Genomic DNA, 20,199 nt, shown 5'->3' with positions numbered 1-20,199 from the left:
AGAAGGAGTCACCATGCAGCTGAGCAGAAGGACCCTCCTGGCCGCGGGCGGCGCCACCGTGTCCGGAGTCCTGACGGCGGGCGGGGCGCGGGCCGTGGAGCCGGAACACCCCTCTCAGGACACCGAGTTGGATTTCGACGGTCTGCTGGCCCGGGCCGAAGCCCTCCTGACCGGGGGCGCGTTCGACCCGTCGGACCCCGACTTCGCCGCCGGGGTGGCCGCACTGGACGGCACGGCGAAGGGGCTCTGGGACACCCTGGACCGCAGCGCCGGCCGCACCGCGCTCTGGACCGATCTCGCCCCCCTCACCGCTCCGGGGAACTTCGGGCAGAGCTATACACGGCTCCGCACGCTCGCGACTGCATGGGCCACGCCCGGCACCTCGCTTTCGGGCAGTACGGAGGCGGCGGACGCCGTCGTCTCCGCACTGCGGTTCACCTACGACACCGCCTACCATCCGGCGGCCCGGGAGAGCGGCAACTGGTGGTTCTGGGAGATCGGTGCGCCGCGTGCGCTGATGGACACCTGCGTCCTGCTGCGCGGGCGGCTGGCGGCCGGCGACCTCGCGGACTATCTGACGGTCGTCGACCGCTTCTGCCCGGACGCCGACCGCCGCACCAACTCCCCCAACCTGTCCGAGACCGGTGCCAACCGCACCGACAAGGCCGTGATCGTCGCGCTGCGGGGGCTGCTGGGCCAGGACGCCACCAAGGTGGGGTCCGCCCGCGACGCACTGTCCGACGTGCGCGACGCCGGACGCAACAGCCTTTTCCGTCTCACGAGTTCGGGCGACGGGTTCTACGAGGACGGCTCGTTCGTCCAGCACGACGTGGTCGCGTACACCGGCTCGTACGGCACCGTGCTGCTCGGCGGCGCCGCCTACCTGTTGTCCCTCCTCGCAGGCTCTCCGTGGGCCGTCGCCGACCCGAAGGTCTCGGTGATGTACGACGCCGTGGAGCGGAGCTTCGCCCCGGTGATCTTCGACGGGCTGATGATGGACGCGGTGCGCGGGCGTGCCGTGTCCCGGGAGCGCGCGGGTGACCACCGGGACGGCGCGGCAGCCGTCGCGGCGATCCTGCTCCTGGCCTCGGGCGCACCGGCGGACCGGGCGGACCGCTGGCGCGCCCTGGCCAGGGGCTGGCTTACCCGCAACCGCACCACCCCGTTCGCCGCCCTGGCCACCCTCCCCCAACTCGCCCTGGCCAAGGCCGTACTGAACGACCCGGATATCCCGGCCGGGGCCCGCACGACAGGCAGCTTCGTCTTCGCCGACATGGACCGAGTGGTGCACCGCCGCCCCGGCTGGGCGTTCGCCCTGTCGCTCTCGTCCAGGCGCATCTCCGCGTACGAGGCGGGCAACGGCGAGAACCTGCACGGCTGGTACACCGGCGACGGCATGACATACCTGTACGACGGCGACGGCCTGGGGCAGTTCAACGACGGCTTCTGGCCGACCGTCGACCCGTACCGGCTCCCCGGCACCACGGTCGACACGCGTGAGAGGGCCGATCTCGGCACGGGCGGCGGCACCTCCACCTACCGGCCGGCCAACGCCGTCGCGGGCGGTGCCGTGCTGGACGGCAGACACACGGCAGCCGCGATGGAGGTGGCGGGTGCCGAGGGCAGCACCCTGCGGACCGGAAAGGCGTGGTTCCTCCTCGACAACGCGGTGGTCGCCCTCGGGTCGGGCATCACCGCGAGCGACGGCCGGACGGTCGAGACGGTCGTCGAGAACCGCAGCCTCGGCGCGGACGGTCGCCACCGTCTGCTGGTCGACGGCGTGCCGCAGCCCGTGGAGCAGGGCCGGGCGGCCGTATTCGACCGGGCCCGATGGGCGCATCTCGACGGCACCGGCGGCTACGTCTTCCCCGGCACGACCGCCCTGCGCACCCTGCGCGAGCAGCGCACCGGCACCTGGCGGTCGATCAACACCGGTGCGGACACCGGGGGCAGCACCGATCCGGTCACCCGGCGCTACGTCACTCTCTGGGTGGACCACGGGATCTCCCCCACCGACGCGGGATACGCCTACGTGCTGCTGCCCGGCGCGTCGGCGGCGGCCACCGCGGTGTGGTCGCACTCCCAGCCGGTGCGGATCGTCGCGAACGACGCCACCGTGCAGGCTGTGGAGGACCGCAGGAGCGGACTGACCGCCGTGCACTTCTGGGGCGCCGGTTCGGCGGCCGGGATCGCCTCCTCCGGTCCGGCGACTGTCCTCGTGCGGCGGCGAGGCGCGCACGTCTCCGTCGCGGTCGCCGACCCGGGCCGGACCCAGGCCGTGGTGTCGGTCGAACTTCCCTTCCGTGTGCGGTCCATGGCGTCGTCCGACGACACCGTGGCTCTCGCCGCCGGACCCGGGACCGTCCTCACCGTCGCCGTCGGCGGGTCCCGGGGCCATACGCACCGCGCCGAACTCGTCCGGTAACCACCCACACCGATTCCTTGGAGCAGCACCACCATGTCCGTCGCCCCGCATCTGCACCTGCCGCCGACCGACCGGATCCTGTCGTCTCGTACCGGCTGGACCCGGGCCCACTGGGAGGCGACCGCCGACCGGATGCTGGACGCGCTGACGCCTTACGCGACCCCCGGGTTCGCGCAGTACCGGCTGCCCGGCCGGGGCAGCTGGTCCGGGATCGTCTCCGACGGGCTGGAGGGGTTCGCCCGGTCGTTCCTGCTCGCCGCCTGCCGGATCGCGGGCGCGGGCGGGGCGGTCGACCCCGCACTGACGGAGCGGTACGCGGCCGGCCTCGCGGCCGGCACGAACCCCGCGAGCGGCGAGGCCTGGCCGCGTCTGACGGACTGTTCGCAGCAGATGGTGGAGGCGGCGTCGGTCGCCGTCGCGCTGCACGAGACCCGGCCGTGGATCTGGGACCGGCTGGACGCGAAGGTCCAGGAGCGGGTCGTCGACTGGCTCTCCGGATTCGTCGGCGGCCGTACCTGGGACAACAACTGGCGGCTCTTCCAAGTGGTGTCCGAGCAGTTCCTCGCCTCGGTGGGCGCCCCGTACAGCGCCTCGGACATCGACGAGGGGCTGGACAGGATCGAGGACTGGTACGTCGGTGACGGCTGGTACACCGACGGGGACGGCCGCAACTTCGACTACTACATCGGCTGGGCCATGCATCTGTACCCGCTGCTGTGGGCCCGGATCGCGGGTCCGGACGGCGACGGCGGCCGGTCCGCTGTCTACCGGCAGCGGCTCGGCCGCTACCTGGAGGACTACCAGTACTTCTTCGGCGCCGACGGCGCCCCCGTCCACCAGGGCCGTTCCCTCGCCTACAGGTTCGCCGCGCTCGGCCCGGTGTGGATGGGCGCGCTGTCCGACTGCACCCCGCTCGCGCCCGGTCTGACCCGCCGGCTCGCCTCCGGCACGCTGCGGCACTTCGCGGAGCGCGGGGTACCGGACGAACGTGGACTGCTGACACTCGGCTGGTACGGCACCTTCCTGCCGTCCACCCAGCCGTACTCCGGTCCCGCGTCCCCGTACTGGGCGAGCAAGGGATTCCTCGGCCTGCTGCTTCCCCCGGACCACGAGGTGTGGACCGCGCGCGAACTCCCCCTGCCCGTCGAGGAGTCCGATACCTACACCGCGCTGCCCGCACCCGGCTGGCTGCTGCACGGCACCCGGCACGACGGCATCGTCCGACTCGTCAACCACGGCAGCGACCACAATTCGCCCGGCCCCGCGGACCTCGACGCGGGCGCCGATCCGGACGAGGACGCGGGCGAGGACGATCCGCACTACGCGAAGTTCGCCTACTCGACGGCGACGGCACCCGAGTCCGCTGCGCACGCCCTGGCCCGCACCGTCGACGGCCATCTGGCACTGATCGCCCCGGACGGCGCCCCTTCCCGGCGCCGCCGGATCCATCCGCTGCGCTGCGAGGACCGCGTCGCGTCCTCGTGGTCGGCGGCACGGCTGCCGGGTGACGAGCACGCCTACCGCATCGAGACGACGAGTGTGCTGCACGGCCCGTGGGAGATCCGGGTGCACCGGGTCGAGGCGCCCGAGGGAGCGGTGGTCCGGGAGGGCGGCCACGCGGTCGCGGACGCACAGAGCCCGTTCGCCTCGTCGGGGCCCGACTGGGCCCTCGCACGCACGGCCGAGGGGCTGAGCAGCGCACTGGTCGCGCTGTACGGCTGGGACGGGGGTGTGGAAGGCGCCGCCGTGGCGCGCGACATCGAGTCCAACGCCTACGGCCCGCACTCGGCGGTCCCGTATCTGCGCAGCGCGCCGCACGCGGGCGGCCGCAGCGTCCATGTCTCGCTCGTCGTGCTGTCCCGCGACACCGTTCATCCCGAGGCGCTGCGCACGGCCGTGCGGGTGCGGGTGGACGGTGACTCGGTCGTGCTCACCTTCCTGGACGGCCGCACGGTCGAGGCCTGACCACGGACCTGTCGTCGGGGGCGTTCAGAGCCCGAGGATGTTCTCCTCCCGCTGGTGGATGTGCCCGACGAGCTCCTGCGCCAGGGACTTGATCGTGTCGAGCCCCGCCCGCCCCCACGGGCGGGGCACGATGTCGACGGCGCAGACGGCGCCCAGGGCGATGCCCGTACGGTCGATGAGCGGCGCTCCGAGGTAGGAGCGGATACCTATGTCGTCGACGACCGGATTTCCGGCGAAGCGCGGGTAGTCGCACACGTCCTCCAGGACCAGCGCCTTACGCCGGACCACGACGTGCGGGCAGAAGCCGTGATCGATGGCCACGTAGCGGCCCCTGCGGCCGCTTCCGGCCGCGGCGGCCCCCAGGTCGGAGCCCTTCCAGGTGCCCGCCGGGGTGTGCAGCCCGGCGAAGAACTGGCGGTTCCCGTCGATGAAGTTGACCATCGAGAAGGGCACCTCGGTCACTTCGGCCACCCGGTCGGCAAAGGCGTCGAAGTTGTCGAACGAGGCGTCGGACCGCTCCCCCAGCCCGAGGCTGCGCAGCCGCTGGGTCCGGACCCGGGCGTCGCCGTCGACGGGCGTCAGCAGCAGCCGTCCGAGGGCGTTCGGAGTCGTCACGGATGGGCTCCGTAGCTTCCGTAGCCGGTCAGTGGGGCGGCTTCCGCGGTGGCGTTGATGAGGTGCTGGACCAGGGTGACCAGCGCGCCGGTGCCCGAACTCGCGATGCGTGCGTCGCAGATGACGACCGGGACCGCCGGCGCGAGGTCGAGGGCCGCCCGCACCTCCTCCGGGCCGTACCGGAAGGCACCGTCGAACTCGTTCACCGCGACGATGAATCCGATCCCGCGCCGTTCGAAGAAGTCGACGGCCGCGAAGCACTCCTCCAGTCTCCGGGTGTCGGCGATCACGACCGCTCCGAGGGCGCCCTGGGAGAGTTCGTCCCACATGAACCAGAAGCGCTCCTGTCCGGGTGTGCCGAACAGATAGAGCACATGCTGCTCGTCCAGCGTGATGCGGCCGAAGTCCATCGCCACAGTGGTGGAGGTCTTGGACTCGATACCTTCGAGGCTGTCCGTCGCGGCACTGACCTGGGTCAGCAGTTCCTCCGTACTGAGGGGCGCGATCTCGCTGACCGCGCCGACGAACGTCGTCTTGCCGACGCCGAATCCGCCCGCCACCAGCACCTTGAGCGCGACGGGGAAGCCCTCGGGGCTGCCGGGGGCCTCCGCGTATCCGGACGCGCCGGGTACCTCCTCGTATCCGGACGTGCCGAACCCGCTCCCGTAGCCCGTTCCGCCCGGCGGGGCCGTGTACCCGCCGCCCGGGGCGTCCGCGTATCCGACGTGTCCGGGGCTTGCGGTCCCCGCGTACGGGTCGGAGCCGTCGAAGCCGTCAGAGCTGTCGTCGTAAGCCATCGAGTACTGCCTCCAGCAGGGATCGGTCGGTGGGCATGTCATGGAAGGCGGGCGGGTGCGCGGTGACCGCGCCGCAGTCGACGAGGTCCGAGAGCAGGACCTTGGTGACGACCGCCGGCAGCCGCAGGTGTGCGGCGATCTCGGCCACCGAGGTGGGACCGCCGCACAGCCCGAGCGCCACGGAGTGCTCGGGGCCGAGGTGGGTCTGCGGGACGGTCCCGGTGGCCATCACGAGGGAGAGCAGATCGAGCACGGTCGTAGGACGGGTGCGGCCGTTGCTCACGGTGTAGGGGCGGATGAGGCGGCCTGCCGCATCGTCGAGCAACGGCCCGTCCTGCGTGGCCGGCACGGTCACAGCCCCGTGGCGCCCGGCACCCCGGCCGCTTGTCTCGTCGGGGTCATCAGATAGGGCCGGACGCTCTTGACCAGCATCGTCATCTCGTAGCCCAGCACGGCGGCGTCGGCGTTCCTTCCGGCGAGCACGGCCAGACAGGTGCCGGAGCCGGCGGTGGCGACGAACAGGAGCGTCGAGTCGAGCTCCACCACCACCTGGCGGACTTCTCCGTTGTCCCCGAACCTGGCCCCGGCGCTGCGGCCGAGCGAGTACAGGCCGGCGGCCAGCGCGGCCATGTGGTCGGCGCTGTCGGCGTCCATGCCGTGGAGGGATTTCACCAGCCCGTCGGCGGAGAGCAGGACCGCGCTGCGCGTGTACGGCACGCGCTGTACCAGCCCGCTCAGCAGCCAGTCGAGGTCCGAGACCTGACCGGACGGCATATCGGTCGCCATGGTGCATCTACTCCTTGGTGGTGTTCATGTGCGCTTCGAGTGGGTCTTGATCGCTGTGGTACGAGCCGGCCCTGAGGAGTTCCACGGGCGCGGCACCGCGGACCGGGAGCGGGTCCAGGGGTGCACGGACCGGTGCCGGAGCTCCCCGGCCGGTCCGCTCGTCCCCGGGCCCGCCGGCGTCAGGGGACGACACGAATCCTGAGCCGGCGTCCGGTGCGTCCTCCGCCTCGGACTCCTGACGCGCCTCGGCGAGGTCGATGCCGCGCCGGAAGGCTGCCACCAGACCCGGGTCGTGCAGGGTCGGCTCCTCCTCGGTGCGCGGTGCGGGAGTCTCCCTGAGCTGCGGGACCAGGTGTTCCTGGTTGGCCCGCCTGGGGAGCTGGGGCCTGCCCATCGTGCCGCGCACGGCCCCGGTCTCCTGAGGGAGTGCGGGGACCTCGTCGTCCGTGGAACGGATGCCGGAAGGGGGATCCGTGGGGGTGGGCCGGTCGAGGCGTTCGGCACGCAGCGGCAGCGGGGGGCCCTCGCCCTGGTGCGGCGTCCGCTTCGAAGCCTGGTGCAGCCTCAGCTGCTGCTGTTGCGGTACGTAGGGACGACGCTCCGGTTCGGGGGCGGGTGCCGTTTCGGGGGCCTGGTTGCGGCGCCCTGCGGTGTCGTCAGGGGGCGGCGGACGATGCACGGGGCCGAGAGGCGGGGCCGGTGCGCCGGTGGCCTCGCCGGACCCGTCGTCGGCGCCGAGCAAGGACTGCGGGAGGACGAGCACGGCCTGGGTGCCGCCGTAGATGTTGCTCTGGAGCCGCACGGCGATCCCGTGCCTGCGAGCCAGGGAGGCCACCACGAACAGGCCGATCCGGCCGTCCTGGAGCAGACGGGCGACATTGACCTGGTCGGGGTCGGCCAGCAGAGCGTTCATCCGCTTCTGCTCGTCGCCCGGCATACCGAGTCCCCGGTCCTCCACCTCCAGGGCGAGACCCGCGGTGACGCGCTGGGCGCGGAGCAGGACCTGGGTCTGCGGGGCGGAGAACACGGTGGCGTTCTCCACCAGTTCGGCCAGCAGGTGGATCACGTCGGCCACCGCGTGCCCGCGGAGCGTGCCGTCGATCGGGGGTACGAGTTTGACCCGCGGATACTGTTCGACCTCGGCGATCGCCGAGCGCAGCACCTCCGTCATGGTGACCGGGTTGCTCCACTGCCGCCGGGAGACGGCGCCGCCGAGTACGGCGAGGTTCTCGGCGTGCCTGCGGATGCGCGTGGCCAGGTGGTCGACGTGGAAGAGCCCCTTGAGCAGATCGGGGTCCTCGACCTGGTGCTCCAGCTCGTCGAGCAGCTGGATCTCGCGGTGCACGAGTGACTGCAGCCGTCGGGCGAGATTGACGAAGACCTCCACCTTCTGGTCCTCGCCGGTGTGCTCGGTCAGCCGGGACGCCTGGACGACGGCGGCCACGGCTCCCTCCTGCTGGCGCCCGAGCTCCTGCGCGAGCAGCTCGAAGCCGTCGCTGCCGGGGGCGACGGGCTGCGCGGGACGCCGCGCGGGCACGGGTTCGCCGTTGCGGAGCTGTTCCACCACCCGTTGCAGGTCGGCCTGGCCCTGTGCGCTGGCCCGGCGCAGGGCCAGGCAGCGGCCGAGGACGGTGGTCGCGACCCGGTTGGCGGCCAGGAAGGCGGCCACCATGGCGCCGACCGCCAGCCCGCCCGCGGCGCCGAGCGCCGTCCAGAGCTCCGTGGACGGCCGGACACCGCCGGCACGAGCGGTGTAGATGACGGCTGCGGCGCCGGCGAGTGCGACGGCGGCGGCGGGCAGAACTGCGGTACGCAGGAGTTGGGGGCGTATACGCGCCTCGGGAGACGGCCGGGCAGCGCGCGGCCTGGCCGCGGCCGAGTGGGAACGGGGACCCGGTCGGCCGTGCCGCCCGCCCTCTCGTCGTTCCGGTCGCGCGTCGGGTGCGCGAAGTTGAGACATCAGCGTCCTCGGTACGTGGGGCACCAGGAATCGGCATTCATGTGGTGACACCTACGGTGGTCGGTCATTCTCGGGTCATCGGCCGGGCAGGCTCGGAAAACATGAGCCCACCGTTGATCACCGGGCACACACGGTAGTCGCCCCGTGCGAGGCCGCGACGGGCAGTTGTGGAACTTGCCCGCCATCCGTCCCGCTCTGGTATGACGTCTCGTACGAGCGACCGATTTCTCCTGGTGAGTACCCGGCGATCCGACACCCGGTCGGCGGTACCACCGACAGCCGGACGACGCCGCAGCAGCTGCCCGCGTCGCCCTGCCCGCGGACGCGGCAAGCCCCCTCGACCGCCGTCGAGGGGGCTCGTTGGGGGGGTGCGGCCCGCTACGCCTTGCGGAGCCGGGCGATGATCCCGTCGAGGTCGCGCTGGAACATGTAGTCGCGGAAGACGTGCCCGCCGGGCTCCTCGTGCCATTCGTGCGGGATGCCGGCGCCGCCGAGAAGTGCGCGGAACTCACGTTGGCCGGCCAGCACTTGGTTCTCGTTGACCTGGTCGAACCAGTTGACCGGGTCGGGGCTGGTGCCCGCGACCAGGAAGACCCGCTTGTTCCGGTAGCTCTCGATCCGCTCGACCGGATTGTCGGCACTGACCCGGGCCTGGTCCCACAGCGGTACGCCGTAGACCGTGCCGCCGGCCAGTTCCACCGCCGCGGAGGAGGCGTTGGCCCAGTGGCCGACCAGGCCCGCGTCACGGCGCAGACTGGCGGGGCCGGAGTGGGCGCTCACCGAGGCGAAGTGGCCGTAGTACTTGGCCGCGTACTTCAGCGCGCCGAAGCCGCCCATCGAGAATCCGGCGACTGCCCGGCCGTCGTACTCGGCGTACGTACGGAAGTTCGCGTCGATCCAGGGCAGCAGCTGAGCGATGTGGAAGGTCTCCCAGTTCCGGGGACCGGCGTTGGAGCTGACCGGGTTGGAGTACCAGCCCGCGTGGCCGCCGTCGGGCATCACTACGATGACCGGCCTTCCCGCAGTCCAGGCCCGGATGCCCGCACGGTCGAACGTGATGAAGTCCTGGTCCGTGCCGCCCCCGTGCAGCAGGTAGAGCACCGGGTAGCGGCGGCCACTGGTGTGGTAGCCGTCGGGGAGCAGGACGTTCACTCCCGGGTTCCAGCCGATCGCGTCCGTCGCGAACCGGAAGTAGCGCATGCGGGGATCGTCCTCGTTGCGGTCCACGATGCGCAGCCCGAAGCCGTCGCCCGCGGCACTGGCCGCCGTTGCCGTGGCGAGAAGACTCCCGGCGCCGAGCGCCATCGCCGCGGAGAGCCCGCCGGCTGCCCTGATGACGCTCCGGCGCGTGGGCCGGTTCTCGTTCGCGCTCATGCCGAGTACCCCTTCGGCGGGATCAGCGTGGCCAGCTGATCGAAGGAGATCCAGTAGATCTGGTTGCCGCTGAAGGAGGCGGGGTCGGCTATGAGAACGGTGCGGTCCACCTCGTCGTAGCCGAAGACGGTGAAGTAGTGGTAGATCGTCTGGTTCGACGGATAGCCGGGCGGCTGGTTGCCGGGCGGGGCCACGATATTGGCCACCAGCGGGTAGTTGCGGTCGATGTCGAAGACGATGTCGTACCAGAGCAGGTCCCGCTGGGCCTGGGTGGGCGGGTCGTTCGGCATCTCCTTGGTCTCGTACCAGCCACCGCCGAGGTTCGAGTTGAGCACGCCCGTGACCTGGCCGATGTGGTCGGTGCCGTTCTGGGTGGTGCCGAGCTGCCAGGCCAGGTCCCCCTGGCTGGGCGGGGCCATCCGGGCGGAGAGCGCGATGCGGGTGGCGGCCGGGCCGCACCAGTAGCCGGTCTCCTGGACCTGGTAGTCGATCTGCAGCCAGTGCGCGCTCTGGGTGCGTCCGGCGGCCACTTCCAGCCGGGTGCCCGGCTGGTTGTGTCCGCTCACGACGGCCGTGCCGGCCTTCGAGCCGTGCGCGAGCACGGACACGGACGGGGTGTGCGGTACGGGTGACGCCTGGGCCAGGGTGGGCTGGAGCAGAGCTCCGACAGCGGCGACGGCGATCGCGGAGGAGACAAGTCTCTTGCGCATGCAGGCTCCTGAGGAGGGTGGGGGTGGCCTTGCGGGCAGAAACGGATTCGGGAACCGCTCAGCTGTACGGGACAGCGGAATCAGCGTCGCCGCTGCCGCACGAAGGGCGCAAGCGACGAAAGTTCAGACTTACGGCGACACTTGAATGCCCGTCACGCTTCGGTGAAAACCCGTCGCGCTCCAGCGGATGACCGTCGCGCTTAAGCGGACGGCTGTCGCGCTTAAGTGAAAACCCGTCGCGCTTCAGCGGATGACCGTCACACTTCAGGGCGTCGCTTTCCGGGCTTCACACTCCGCGCTCCGGCAACCGGCGGGCCCGCTCCTCCGCGGCCAGCAGGGCCCTTCCTTCGGCGGTCGCGACATGGAAGGAGCGTCCGGACTTGCGCACCGTCGCCACCAGTCCCGCCGCACGCAGCACGTTCAGGTGCTGGCTGACGGCCGGGTGCGTCACGTCCAGGAGCCGGGCCGCCTCGACGGTGGAACATCCGGTGCGGGTGGCCCGCAGGATGCCCGCACGGGTGTGCCCGAGCAGGGGACCCAGTGGCCCGGAGCTCTCCGCGGAACGGGACCCCGAGGCTGCGGCCGGGGCCGGTCCGGCCCAGTCCGCCGCGTGGTGGATCGGATAGACGAGAACGGGCGGCAGGTCCCCGTCGGCCAGCGTGATCGGCGTCGGCCAGCAGAAGAACGACGGCTGCAGTACGAGCCCCCGGCCGCGCAGGCGCAGGTGCTGATCGACGGGATACGTCACTTCCAGGACGGGCGGACGCCAGCGGAACTGCGGCCCGAGCCCGGCCAGCAGGCCCTCGGTTCCCCCGTCGAGCAGGCTGTGCAGCCGGACCGCGCGGTCGGCGTCGATATGGGCGTGGACGCGCTGCCAGTACGGTGCGAGCGCTTCGCGCTGGTACGTACCCAGAGCTCCAGCCAGACGCCGCAGGGTATCGGTGTCGCCACCGGCCAACGAACGCACCCAGGCGGGTAGTTGGAGCGAGGAAGCCAAGTGGGTCAGATCGGTCCGCAGCCGTGGCCGCGGGGTGCTCATCAGGGTGTCGAGGGCTCCCTGCAGGGTGGCCCGGTCACCGGACGTCGGGGTGAGGAAGTCGGGCGAGTAGCCACGCGGGGGCAGTAACGACGAAAGCAGCCGGGGGCTTTCGGAGAGCCGCGGTCGCACCCAGCGGCGCCAGGCGCCGAACACCCTTTCGCCGTCGCGCCGCTGCAGGGTCTGCACACTGTTGCTGATCTCCCAGAGGAAGTCCGGACCGGGAGCCACCCTGACCCGTGCCAGGTCCTCGGACGTGAAGTACACCCGCAGCATGGCCGCTCCCCCGGGAAATGAGCTCCTCCGGGCGCAGCGTACCGCCGTTCGACCGCCCTCCCACCCCGTTCGGACGTCACTGCGGGGGCAGTCTCGGTGACACATCGGGCCGTTCGGCCGTCACCGTGCGAGCCGGCCGGTGACGCACCGGGCGGCTCGGAGGTCACCGTGACCGCCACCCCGGTGACGCACCGGGCCGTTCGGCGTCACCATGACGGCGATCCTGGTGACGCTCCGGGCCGTTCGTAAGTCACCGTGACGGCGATCCTGGTAGACGGTCCTGCGCCGGGGCCACCAGGGTCACCGCGGCGCCGACGCGGCGGCCGTCAGGCCTGGGCCGTCAGGCCTGGGCCGCCCGGTCCCGGTCGCGGCCGGGGGCGGCAGCGGTCCTGGCCCCGCCGGGAAGCTGTACGTGCACGGGGGGCCAGTTGCCCCACCCCGGTGCCGGTTCGGCGGCCACACCGCGCCACCAAGGCTCGACGGCGGGCGGGTCGGCCGGTTCGAACGGCTGGCCCGGTCGCGGGGCCGCCATCGTCACGCCGGCGAACTGCGTGGCCCGCATGGACCATTCGGCGGGTTCGGCCCACGGATGCAGGGCGAGGTTGAACGTGCCCCAGTGGATCGGCAGCATGACGCCGGCCGACGGGTCGTCGCCCTGGAGGTCGAGATGGGCCTGGACCCCCTCGTCGGGGCTCATGTGGATGTCCGGCCAGGCGCCGGGTTCCGGCTTGCTGTCCGTCTGGTCCTTCGGCCAGTACTGGCTGTACGCGCCGATCTGGATCATGGTGGCGTCGAAGGGGCCGTGCTCGGCGCCGATCTCCTTGAACCCGGGGAAATAGCCGGTGTCACCGCTGTGGTAGATCCGGTGCTCGGGCCCGGCGACGGCCCAGGAGGCCCAGAGCGTGTGCTGCTGGTTGCGCAGACCACGGCCGCAGAAGTGCCGGGCCGGCGTCGCGGTCAGGCTGATTCCGGCGACGGTCGTGGACTCGTTCCAGTCGAGCTCGTGGATCCGGTCCAGGGGCACGCCCCAGCGCTCCAGGTGCGCGCCGACGCCGAGCGGCACCGCGAAGACCGTGGCCGTGTCCGCGAGGGAGCGGATCGTCGGGAGGTCGAGGTGGTCGTAGTGGTCGTGCGAGATCACCACCACGTCGACCGGGCCGAGGGCGCCGAGCGGCAGCGGTGCGGGGTGGACGCGCTTGGGACCGGCGAAGGCGAAGGGCGAGCAGCGCTCACCCCAGACCGGGTCGAAGAGCACCCGCCGTCCGTCGATCTCGGCGAGCACGCTGGAATGCCCCATCCAGGTGAGCCGGAGACCGGAGGCGGGGGGCTCGGCGAGGTCGGCGAGGGTCGTGGCGTGCACGGGGACGGTCCCGGTCGGCGCCCTGAGCACCCGCTCCTCCTTGCGGAAGTACACCTTCGCGAATTCCAGGGCGGACCCGGAAGGTCTGGTCCGCGCCCCCACCGGGTTCTGGAAGACCCCGTCGGCGAAGTTGGGGGAACGACGGATGCGCTCCATACGGGCGCCGCCCGGGTCGGCCCCGAAGGCGGCGGGACGCAGCGCACGCAGCCTGGTGCGGAGCGGGAGTGTGGAGTCAGCGCCGGTCACAAGATCTCCTGAGGGAGTCGGTATCGTCTCATTATGGACAGGGGGGACGACTGTGCGAGAGCAGAGCACCCAACGGGATGGCGCTCCGGAAGGAGTCGTTCAGCCACGCTGCTGTCCGTACACGTGCTCGACGTGGAGCCGCAGGACGATCCGGCGGTCCCTGATCATGGCCTTGCGGTAGTCGTCCCAGTCGGGGTGCTCGCCGCGGACGTCGCGGTAGAGGGTGATCAGTTCCGCCACGGTGGCGTCGTCCGGTTCGGCGGCCACCGGCGTGAGCTCGGCCGTGCCGTCCACGACCGTCCAGGCCCAGCGGTCCTGACTGGTCACGTGGTAGCTCGCCCGCGGGTCCCGCAGCAGGTTCCGGGTCTTCGCCCGACCCTCGGTGACCGAGACACGGACGATGCGCTCGTCGGGGTAGTAGAAGTGGTTCACATTGGACAGCTGTGGTCTGCCGTCCCGCCTGAGCGTGACCAGCACGCCGCCGTCCTCCTCGGCGAGCAGCCGTAGCAGCCCCTGCTGTTGCGCATCGAATCCCGTCATGCCGAATCCAACGCCCGGCCCGCCCGCAGGATTCCGCATCCGGTGAGGCCCGTTCCGCATACGTCCGGATCCGGCCACTACGCGCCACCCCTGGCCTGGCGATGTCGCATCGCGCGGCCCCCGCCCGTCTCACCCGTGCCAGCAGCTCGACGGCGGCGCCCTCACCGCCCCCACCGCCTCCGCCGGCACCGAGTCGCACCCGAGGAGACCGGTCATGACCGCCCGCATCTCGCTCGACCCACCCCGCAGCCTCCTGTTCCGCGCCGTCTCGTGGCACTCGAACCGCGCGTACGGAAAGGTCGCCGGTCCCCTGCGTGCCGGCGCCCACCACACCGGGGTGCTGTGGGCCTGCTCCCGGCAGGAGCTGTCCGTGGGCCACTGGAAGAAGCTGGACGCGCAGCTCAAGACGCCGGCGGTGATGGCGACCGCGGCCACCATCGGGCGCGACTGGTGCATGGACTTCGGGTACCGGGTGAGCCCCAGCCAGGGCATGGATCCGCGCAAGCCCAGTGAGATCCCGGCCTGGCGCGACAGCGACGTCCACTCCCCGCTGGAGCGCGATGTGCCGGCTCACGCGGAGGCCATGACCGTCACTCCGCCGCAGGTGGAGGACGAGATGGCGGACCGGCTGCGCGGTTCGCTCGGCGGGAGGGCGCTCGTCGGGCTGACGACGACGGTCGCGGTGGAGAACATGCGGTCGCGGTCGAATTCGGCCCTCGGTCTCACCGGCCAGGGCCTCAAGAACCGGTGCGAGGCGCAACCGCCGGGCGCGTCCGGACGGCGCGCTTCGGCCATGGAGCGGCCATGCCGCGCAGGCCGCGTTGACAGCGCGCTTCCGCCTCCCGATACTGACTGGCGATTCAGTAGATGATCGTCGGCCGGTATCGGGGGCAGCGGGTCCGCTCCCCGGTATCCATGGCACCGTCCCGGGCCCGCCCCGATCGCCGCGACCGAGGAGTACCCCGATGACGACACCTCCGGTGTCCCCGCCCGCCCCGTTGATCTCGCTGACCTGGACGGACCACGTCACGGGTCGCCACGGGCACCTCGTCGTGGACCGTCTGGTGCGTGGGGTGTCCAGTGGCGGGCTGCGCATGCGGGCGGGCTGCACGCTGGACGAGGTGGCCGGGCTCGCCCGCGGCATGACCATGAAGGAAGCGCTCCACTTCGATGCGGACCGGTCCGGTGCGCGCTACATACCTCTCGGCGGCGCAAAGGGCGGCATCGACTGCGACCCCCGCGACCCGGCGGCGTACGGCATCCTGGTGCGCTACCTGCGGGCGATGCGTCCTTACGTGGAGAACATCTGGACGACCGGCGAGGACCTCGGGCTCACCCAGGACCTGGTCGACCGGGCCGCCGTGGAGGCCGGGCTCGTCTCCACCGTCCAGGCGGTCTACCCGCTGCTCGACGACGAGGCCGCGGCGCGCCGGCGGCTGGCCGACGCCTTTGCCGTCGAGGTGGACGGCATCGGCCTGGACGAGCTGGCCGGTGGCTGCGGAGTCGCCGAGTCCGCGCTCGCCGCGCTGGACGGGGCCGGGATCGCGTACGGCGACGCGCGGGTCTCGCTCCAGGGGCTGGGCACCATGGGCGGGGCGACCGCACGGTTCCTGTCCCGGGCCGGCCTGCGCGTGGTCGCCGTCGCCGACATCAAGGGCACGATCGCGAATCCGGCCGGTCTCGACGTCGAGGCACTCCTGGCCGCCCGCGACGCATACGGCACGGTGGACCGCGGCGTGCTGCGCGCCACCGATCGGGAGCTGCCCGCCGAGGCCTGGCTGGCGCAGGACGCGGACGTGCTCGTGCCCGCGGCCGTCTCCTACGCCGTCGACCTGACGAACCAGGCCCGGATCAAGGCCCGTTGGGTGGTCGAGGCGGCCAACATGCCGGTCCTGCCCGAGGCGGAAGCACTGCTCACCGCACGCGGGATCACGGTGCTGCCAGATGTGGTCGTCAACTCCGGCACCAACGCCTGGTGGTGGTGGACGTTGTTCGGTGACATCGGCGCCGACGCGGACGAGGCCTTCGCACACATCCGGCGCGCGATGCGCGCTCTCATCGAACTCGTACTGGCCCGCGCCGCGGCGGACGGCTGCACTCCGCGCGCGGCGGCGCACGCCGTCGTCGCCGACCGGCTGCCGGTGATGGCCGACCGCTTCGGCTGGTACCGCTGACCGCGGTTCCGGACCCCCGTGGCCCAGGACCTCTCTCGTGGATCACGCTGGGCTCACGAGCCCTGACACCGCACCCTGCCACCCATGTCAGCGCGTATCCCGCCTGGTCCCGCCTGGTCCCACCCGATCCAGCCCGCTCCAGCCTGGTCCCACCCGATCCAGCCCGACCCAGCCTGGTCCCACCCGACCCAGCCTGGTCCCGCCCGGTCCCGCCCGGTCCCGCCCGGTCCCGCCCGGTCCAACCGACAGGCGCCTGCGCTGCGCGGCCGGCGCAGTCCGTGAGGACTGGTTCAGGCTGAACGCCGATGCCACCCGCTCATCCCCCGATCCGGTGACCGGATTCCTTGGCACCCGGGAGACCAGTGAGTAGCGGGACCGCTCCGGCCATGATCGCAACACCAGGGGGGCCGGCTGCTGGATCTCGACCACGGGCTGCCGTCGAACAGTGCGGACACAGCCGATCGCGAGAGGCCGCTCGGCCACGCAGGCCGGCCTGTCGGGCCGACGCCCGCGACTCGGGCCCCGCGGACACGCGGTGCCGACCGCACCGGACAGCAGCGGACGAACACAAGTGGCCAGGGAGCGGGGCCGGTTCCGGTCCCGCCCCCGGCCTGCGCCGGAGTGGGCATTGGTTAGGGTGACGCTGTGGCAAGAGTCCGGTTGGGTGTGGCGGAGCGACGCGAGGAGCTACTGCGTGCTGCCGTCGAGCAGATCGAGGTACGAGGTGTCGCGGCGGTGCGAATCGCCGACGTGGCGTCCGTGCTCAACGTGAGCAACGCCCTTGTGCTCTACCACTTCTCCACCAAGGAGAAGCTGGTCGCCGCCGCCTTCGCGCACGCCGCCGAGGCCGATCTGGCTCAACTGCGCAAGCTGCTGAGCCGGCGCACCACCGCGGTCCGCCGACTGCGTGCCGCCGTGCGGTGGTACGCGCCGACGGGCCAGGCCAAGGGCTGGCGCCTGTGGATCGAGGGCTGGGCAGCCTCTCTCCGTGACCCGGCGCTGCGCAATGTCGCGGGTGATCTCGACCAGCAGTGGAAGGCGGAGCTGGCCGAGGTCATCGACGAGGGCGCGGCCGCGGGCGAGTTCCGCTGCGACGACCCGATGTCCGTGGCCTGGCGGCTGACCGCGCTCCTGGACGGTCTGGCGGTCCAGATGACGTCGTACGCGGGTCCGCTGTCCCGGTCCACGATGCTGGAGTGGGCCGAGGAGGCGCTCGCCCGTGAACTGGGCATCGACCACGAGGCCCTGACCGCCTGACGGCTCGGCGGGCGACATGGCTGGCGGCATGGCGGGTTCGGCGGCTTGCACCCGATCCGCCGCCGGCGCTTCTGCCCTTCCCCTGAGTGCCGGTCAGGTCTGGCGCACCGGCGCGTAGGTTTCGCCCTGGAGTCCGAACGTCCACGCGACGCCCTCCTTCGCTGTCCTTGTGTGCGGCGGCACCCGGAGCCAGTACGTGCGATGTGTCCCGTCCGGCTCGGGAGTGGAGTTGACCACCTCCACCATGACCACGTCCTCGTCGCCACTGAGCGCGATCCGCCAGAGAATGCCCGTCTCGTCCCGGTGCAGCGGTTCGGCGCCGGATTCGGTGAGATAGCGGTCGTATCCGTAGAACTCCAGCATCACACGGCGCAGTTCCGCGTTGTCCTCGGCACGGATCCGCTCAGGTGTCAGCGCGCCCAGCTCCGCGAGGAATGCGGCGGGGACGGGCATGCCGCGCCAGGCGTACAGGGCGAAGCCGTCGCCGTAGGCAAGCGCTGGGCCGTCGCCGCTGTCCAGCCGGCCCGCCTCGTCCCGGTGCAGCGTCTCGGGGCGTTCACTCATCACCACGGTGCGCTCGTAGGGCCACCACCAGCCCGCGTTCCTCGCGACGGCCGCGAGTCCGTCGAGCCGGTGGCCCCGGCCGTCGAAGGCGGCGAGCCAGGCCGCGTCGTGCTGGCCCAGGACGGCGTCGAGCAGCACCAGCCTGACATCCGACTCGTCCTCGGGCTGCACGGCGAGATCCGCCACCACGCCCGCCCGTATGCGGTCGGCGAGCGCCGACGTGGTCTCCCAGAGCTGGGCGCCGGTGGCGGACCACAGCGCGGACCAGCCGGCCGGACCCAACTCGTCGTACATCCGACGCCGTTCCTCCGCCCAGGGACGGGTCCGCACGTCCTCACGGACCGAGCGCCCCGGATCGGTCAGTTTCTCCACCGCCTCGACGGCTGCCCTGGGCGAGTCGGCCCAGACGAACTCCTCCGGCTCGGCCAGACCCGCACTGCGGTAGGCCAGCCGGACCCCGTCCTCGGCCGCCGTCCGGTCCGCCGCGCCGGTCGCCGCCGCCACGGCCCGCCATGAGTCCACGTACTGCATCGTTCTCCCCGTCCCCTGTTCCTGTGTCCCTGTGCTGCGGATACTCATACGCTTCCGGATGCTCATGCGCTTCCGGTGCTCATGCCTTCCGGTGCTCTTGCGCTTCCTGATGTCCGTTCCTCAGTCCGCGACGATGCGGACCGCCCCCGGCGCGTACTCGCGCTGGCGCACGACCCGGAACCAGCCCTTCGGCAACGAGATCACCGCGTGCTCCTCGTGCACCACACGTCCTCCGTCGGGCAGATGGAGCAGCATCGGGCCGAACACTCCGCCCTCCCGGATCAGCCGTCCCGGCCCCGGCACGGCGTGCGCATGTCCGGTGACCTCGCCGAGCGCGAGGACCAGCCGGCCGCGTCCGTCGCGCAGTTCGCCCGGTGCCTCCAGGAGGTTCGCGGGCACCGCGGACTCCTCCAGCGCCATGATCAGTACATCGCCCTGCCGGTACACAGACGTCTCCCCTCCGGAGTCGGCACCTGCTGTGCCGGCCACGTGGAAAACGCTACGGCGGGGGTCTGACAATCGACCGGTGAGCACCGTCGGCGGGGGCCCGGTCGGCCCGTTGTCAGTGGGCCTTGATAGACCTTGCGCACATCAAACCGTTGCCGTCATCAGGAGATCAGGGCCATGTCCGATGTGGACCACCTGCACGAGCTGCTCGGCCTTCCGGCCGTCGATTTCCGGTCCGGGGCGAGCGACAGCCCCCGGCCGGCCGCCGAAGCGGCGGCCTGGCGCGTCTTCGTCGAGCCGTACGAGGACGAGGACCGCACCTGGGAGCAGGAGTTCGCCGCGTTCCTGGACGAGGTGGACCCGGCCGGTGTCCGCGCGCTGATCATCGGGCAGTGGGGCGAGTCGTACGAGGAGAAGTCGTCGTATCCCATCGGCCTCGTGATTGCCGCAGCCGAGCGGCTGACATCGCTGGAAGCGGTGTTCGTCGGCGATCTGACGATGGAGGAGGCGGAGATCTCCTGGATCGAACAGAGTGATGTCACTGCGCTGCTGACCGCTTTTCCCGCGCTGGTGGAGCTCGGGGTGCGCGGCGGTTCCGAGCTCGTCTTCCCCGCCACTAAGCACGAGCGGCTGCGTTCGCTCACCATCGAGACCGGCGGGCTGCCGGCCCACGTGGTGCGCGGGGTGCTGGACAGCGAACTGCCCGCGCTGGAGCGGCTCGACCTCTGGCTGGGTGTCTCCGCCTACGGAGGCGACACCGAGGTGTCTGCTCTCGCGCCGCTGCTGTCGGGGACACGCTTCCCGGCCCTGCACCATCTCGGCCTGCGCAACAGCGAGGTGGAGAACGAGATCGCGGCCGCCGTCGCCTCGGCCCCGCTCGTGGCCCGGCTGCGCACCCTGGATCTGTCCTGCGGCACCCTCGGTGACGAGGGCGCCGCAGCCCTGCTGGAGGGCCAGCCGCTGACGCATCTCGAGGTCCTCGATCTGCACCACCACTTCCTCACCGAGCCGATGGAGCGCCGGGTCGCGGAGGCCCTGGAGCCGCACGGCGTGCGGGTGGATCTGTCGGAGCGTTGCAAGCCATGGGGTGACGGCGGGGCTGCGGGCCGGTACGTCACCGTGTCGGAGTGATGGCG

Annotated in this window: 18 protein-coding genes; 6 read left to right on the top strand and 12 right to left on the bottom strand. The window is 71.8% G+C overall.

Features of this window, described 5'->3' with window-relative positions; all coding sequences use genetic code 11:
- The first annotated feature begins 13 nt into the window (after positions 1 to 13).
- Both ABT025_RS16020 and ABT025_RS16015 read left to right on the top strand, forming a co-directional pair.
- Positions 14 to 2,425 carry a polysaccharide lyase 8 family protein gene (locus ABT025_RS16020; protein ID WP_350994289.1) on the top strand — a complete coding sequence of 804 codons (2,412 nt, stop codon included), beginning with the start codon at positions 14 to 16 and terminating at the stop codon, positions 2,423 to 2,425.
- A 33-nt stretch (positions 2,426 to 2,458) separates the two neighbouring features.
- The gene (locus tag ABT025_RS16015; protein ID WP_350994287.1) at positions 2,459 to 4,390 is read left to right on the top strand and encodes a DUF2264 domain-containing protein; all 1,932 of its coding nucleotides are present in this window, start codon (positions 2,459 to 2,461) and stop codon (positions 4,388 to 4,390) included.
- A 24-nt stretch (positions 4,391 to 4,414) separates the two neighbouring features.
- Here ABT025_RS16015 and ABT025_RS16010 read toward each other — a convergent pair whose 3' ends face one another.
- From ABT025_RS16010 to ABT025_RS15965, 10 genes are all read right to left on the bottom strand, one after another.
- Positions 4,415 to 5,005 (bottom strand): GAF domain-containing protein, encoded by a 591-nt coding sequence (locus tag ABT025_RS16010; RefSeq protein WP_350994285.1) that lies wholly within the window; start codon positions 5,003 to 5,005, stop codon positions 4,415 to 4,417.
- Positions 5,002 to 5,571 (bottom strand): GTP-binding protein, encoded by a 570-nt coding sequence (locus ABT025_RS16005; protein ID WP_350994363.1) that lies wholly within the window; start codon positions 5,569 to 5,571, stop codon positions 5,002 to 5,004. Before ABT025_RS16005 ends, ABT025_RS16010 begins: the two co-directional genes overlap by 4 nt.
- Before the next feature lie 208 nt (positions 5,572 to 5,779).
- Entirely contained in the window at positions 5,780 to 6,151 is a 372-nt protein-coding gene (locus tag ABT025_RS16000; RefSeq protein ID WP_148017001.1) for a DUF742 domain-containing protein, read from the bottom strand.
- A gap of 2 nt (positions 6,152 to 6,153) precedes the next feature.
- Positions 6,154 to 6,588: a roadblock/LC7 domain-containing protein gene (locus ABT025_RS15995; RefSeq protein ID WP_350994283.1), complete on the bottom strand. Its 435-nt coding sequence runs from the start codon at positions 6,586 to 6,588 to the stop codon at positions 6,154 to 6,156.
- A gap of 7 nt (positions 6,589 to 6,595) precedes the next feature.
- Positions 6,596 to 8,548 carry a sensor histidine kinase gene (locus ABT025_RS15990; RefSeq protein WP_350994281.1) on the bottom strand — a complete coding sequence of 651 codons (1,953 nt, stop codon included), beginning with the start codon at positions 8,546 to 8,548 and terminating at the stop codon, positions 6,596 to 6,598.
- Between the two features lie 378 nt (positions 8,549 to 8,926).
- Positions 8,927 to 9,922, bottom strand: coding sequence for an alpha/beta hydrolase (locus ABT025_RS15985; protein WP_350994279.1), 996 nt, complete (start codon positions 9,920 to 9,922; stop codon positions 8,927 to 8,929).
- A complete protein-coding gene (locus ABT025_RS15980; protein WP_350994278.1) occupies positions 9,919 to 10,632 on the bottom strand; it encodes a C39 family peptidase in 714 nt (237 codons plus the stop codon). Before ABT025_RS15980 ends, ABT025_RS15985 begins: the two co-directional genes overlap by 4 nt.
- 286 nt (positions 10,633 to 10,918) lie before the next feature.
- Positions 10,919 to 11,944: an ArsR/SmtB family transcription factor gene (locus ABT025_RS15975; protein ID WP_350994276.1), complete on the bottom strand. Its 1,026-nt coding sequence runs from the start codon at positions 11,942 to 11,944 to the stop codon at positions 10,919 to 10,921.
- Between the two features lie 340 nt (positions 11,945 to 12,284).
- A complete protein-coding gene (locus tag ABT025_RS15970; protein ID WP_350994274.1) occupies positions 12,285 to 13,550 on the bottom strand; it encodes an MBL fold metallo-hydrolase in 1,266 nt (421 codons plus the stop codon).
- A 99-nt stretch (positions 13,551 to 13,649) separates the two neighbouring features.
- Positions 13,650 to 14,090 (bottom strand): PPOX class F420-dependent oxidoreductase, encoded by a 441-nt coding sequence (locus ABT025_RS15965; protein WP_350994272.1) that lies wholly within the window; start codon positions 14,088 to 14,090, stop codon positions 13,650 to 13,652.
- 214 nt (positions 14,091 to 14,304) lie between these two features.
- On the opposite strand from ABT025_RS15965, the gene ABT025_RS15960 reads away from it, so the two are divergent.
- From ABT025_RS15960 to ABT025_RS15950, 3 genes are all read left to right on the top strand, one after another.
- Positions 14,305 to 14,961 carry a carboxymuconolactone decarboxylase family protein gene (locus ABT025_RS15960; RefSeq protein WP_350994270.1) on the top strand — a complete coding sequence of 219 codons (657 nt, stop codon included), beginning with the start codon at positions 14,305 to 14,307 and terminating at the stop codon, positions 14,959 to 14,961.
- Positions 14,962 to 15,055: 94 nt separating this feature from the next.
- Positions 15,056 to 16,264: a glutamate dehydrogenase gene (locus tag ABT025_RS15955; protein ID WP_350994269.1), complete on the top strand. Its 1,209-nt coding sequence runs from the start codon at positions 15,056 to 15,058 to the stop codon at positions 16,262 to 16,264.
- Between the two features lie 666 nt (positions 16,265 to 16,930).
- Positions 16,931 to 17,521: a TetR/AcrR family transcriptional regulator gene (locus ABT025_RS15950; RefSeq protein ID WP_350994361.1), complete on the top strand. Its 591-nt coding sequence runs from the start codon at positions 16,931 to 16,933 to the stop codon at positions 17,519 to 17,521.
- A 93-nt stretch (positions 17,522 to 17,614) separates the two neighbouring features.
- On the opposite strand, the gene ABT025_RS15945 is transcribed toward ABT025_RS15950, so the two are convergent.
- Together ABT025_RS15945 and ABT025_RS15940 are read right to left on the bottom strand one after the other, a co-directional pair.
- Positions 17,615 to 18,616, bottom strand: a complete 1,002-nt coding sequence (locus tag ABT025_RS15945; RefSeq protein ID WP_350994267.1) for a DUF6745 domain-containing protein — start codon at positions 18,614 to 18,616, stop codon at positions 17,615 to 17,617.
- Between the two features lie 120 nt (positions 18,617 to 18,736).
- Positions 18,737 to 19,063, bottom strand: coding sequence for a DUF8820 family protein (locus ABT025_RS15940; RefSeq protein ID WP_136330525.1), 327 nt, complete (start codon positions 19,061 to 19,063; stop codon positions 18,737 to 18,739).
- Positions 19,064 to 19,240: 177 nt separating this feature from the next.
- Here ABT025_RS15940 and ABT025_RS15935 point away from each other — a divergent pair, with 177 nt between their 5' ends.
- Positions 19,241 to 20,194: an STM4015 family protein gene (locus ABT025_RS15935; protein ID WP_350994265.1), complete on the top strand. Its 954-nt coding sequence runs from the start codon at positions 19,241 to 19,243 to the stop codon at positions 20,192 to 20,194.
- The last annotated feature ends 5 nt before the right edge of the window (positions 20,195 to 20,199 follow it).

Source organism: Streptomyces sp. NPDC002809 (genome assembly GCF_040295435.1).
Classification (GTDB): domain Bacteria; phylum Actinomycetota; class Actinomycetes; order Streptomycetales; family Streptomycetaceae; genus Streptomyces.
Note: the sequence above shows the minus strand (reverse complement) of the source record. Positions and strands in the feature narration are given on the sequence as shown.

Bases quoted from the DNA above. Each gene is read 5' to 3' on its own strand.
- ABT025_RS16020 (WP_350994289.1), top strand. From the start codon at position 14: ATGCAGCTGAGCAGAAGGACCCTCCTGGCCGCGGGCGGCGCCACCGTG.
- ABT025_RS16015 (WP_350994287.1), top strand. From the start codon at position 2,459: ATGTCCGTCGCCCCGCATCTGCACCTGCCGCCGACCGACCGGATCCTG.
- ABT025_RS15995 (WP_350994283.1), bottom strand. From the start codon at position 6,588: ATGGCGACCGATATGCCGTCCGGTCAGGTCTCGGACCTCGACTGGCTG.
- ABT025_RS15990 (WP_350994281.1), bottom strand. From the start codon at position 8,548: ATGTCTCAACTTCGCGCACCCGACGCGCGACCGGAACGACGAGAGGGC.
- ABT025_RS15985 (WP_350994279.1), bottom strand. From the start codon at position 9,922: ATGAGCGCGAACGAGAACCGGCCCACGCGCCGGAGCGTCATCAGGGCA.
- ABT025_RS15980 (WP_350994278.1), bottom strand. From the start codon at position 10,632: ATGCGCAAGAGACTTGTCTCCTCCGCGATCGCCGTCGCCGCTGTCGGA.
- ABT025_RS15975 (WP_350994276.1), bottom strand. From the start codon at position 11,944: ATGCTGCGGGTGTACTTCACGTCCGAGGACCTGGCACGGGTCAGGGTG.
- ABT025_RS15965 (WP_350994272.1), bottom strand. From the start codon at position 14,090: ATGACGGGATTCGATGCGCAACAGCAGGGGCTGCTACGGCTGCTCGCC.
- ABT025_RS15960 (WP_350994270.1), top strand. From the start codon at position 14,305: ATGACCGCCCGCATCTCGCTCGACCCACCCCGCAGCCTCCTGTTCCGC.
- ABT025_RS15955 (WP_350994269.1), top strand. From the start codon at position 15,056: ATGACGACACCTCCGGTGTCCCCGCCCGCCCCGTTGATCTCGCTGACC.
- ABT025_RS15945 (WP_350994267.1), bottom strand. From the start codon at position 18,616: ATGCAGTACGTGGACTCATGGCGGGCCGTGGCGGCGGCGACCGGCGCG.
- ABT025_RS15935 (WP_350994265.1), top strand. From the start codon at position 19,241: ATGTCCGATGTGGACCACCTGCACGAGCTGCTCGGCCTTCCGGCCGTC.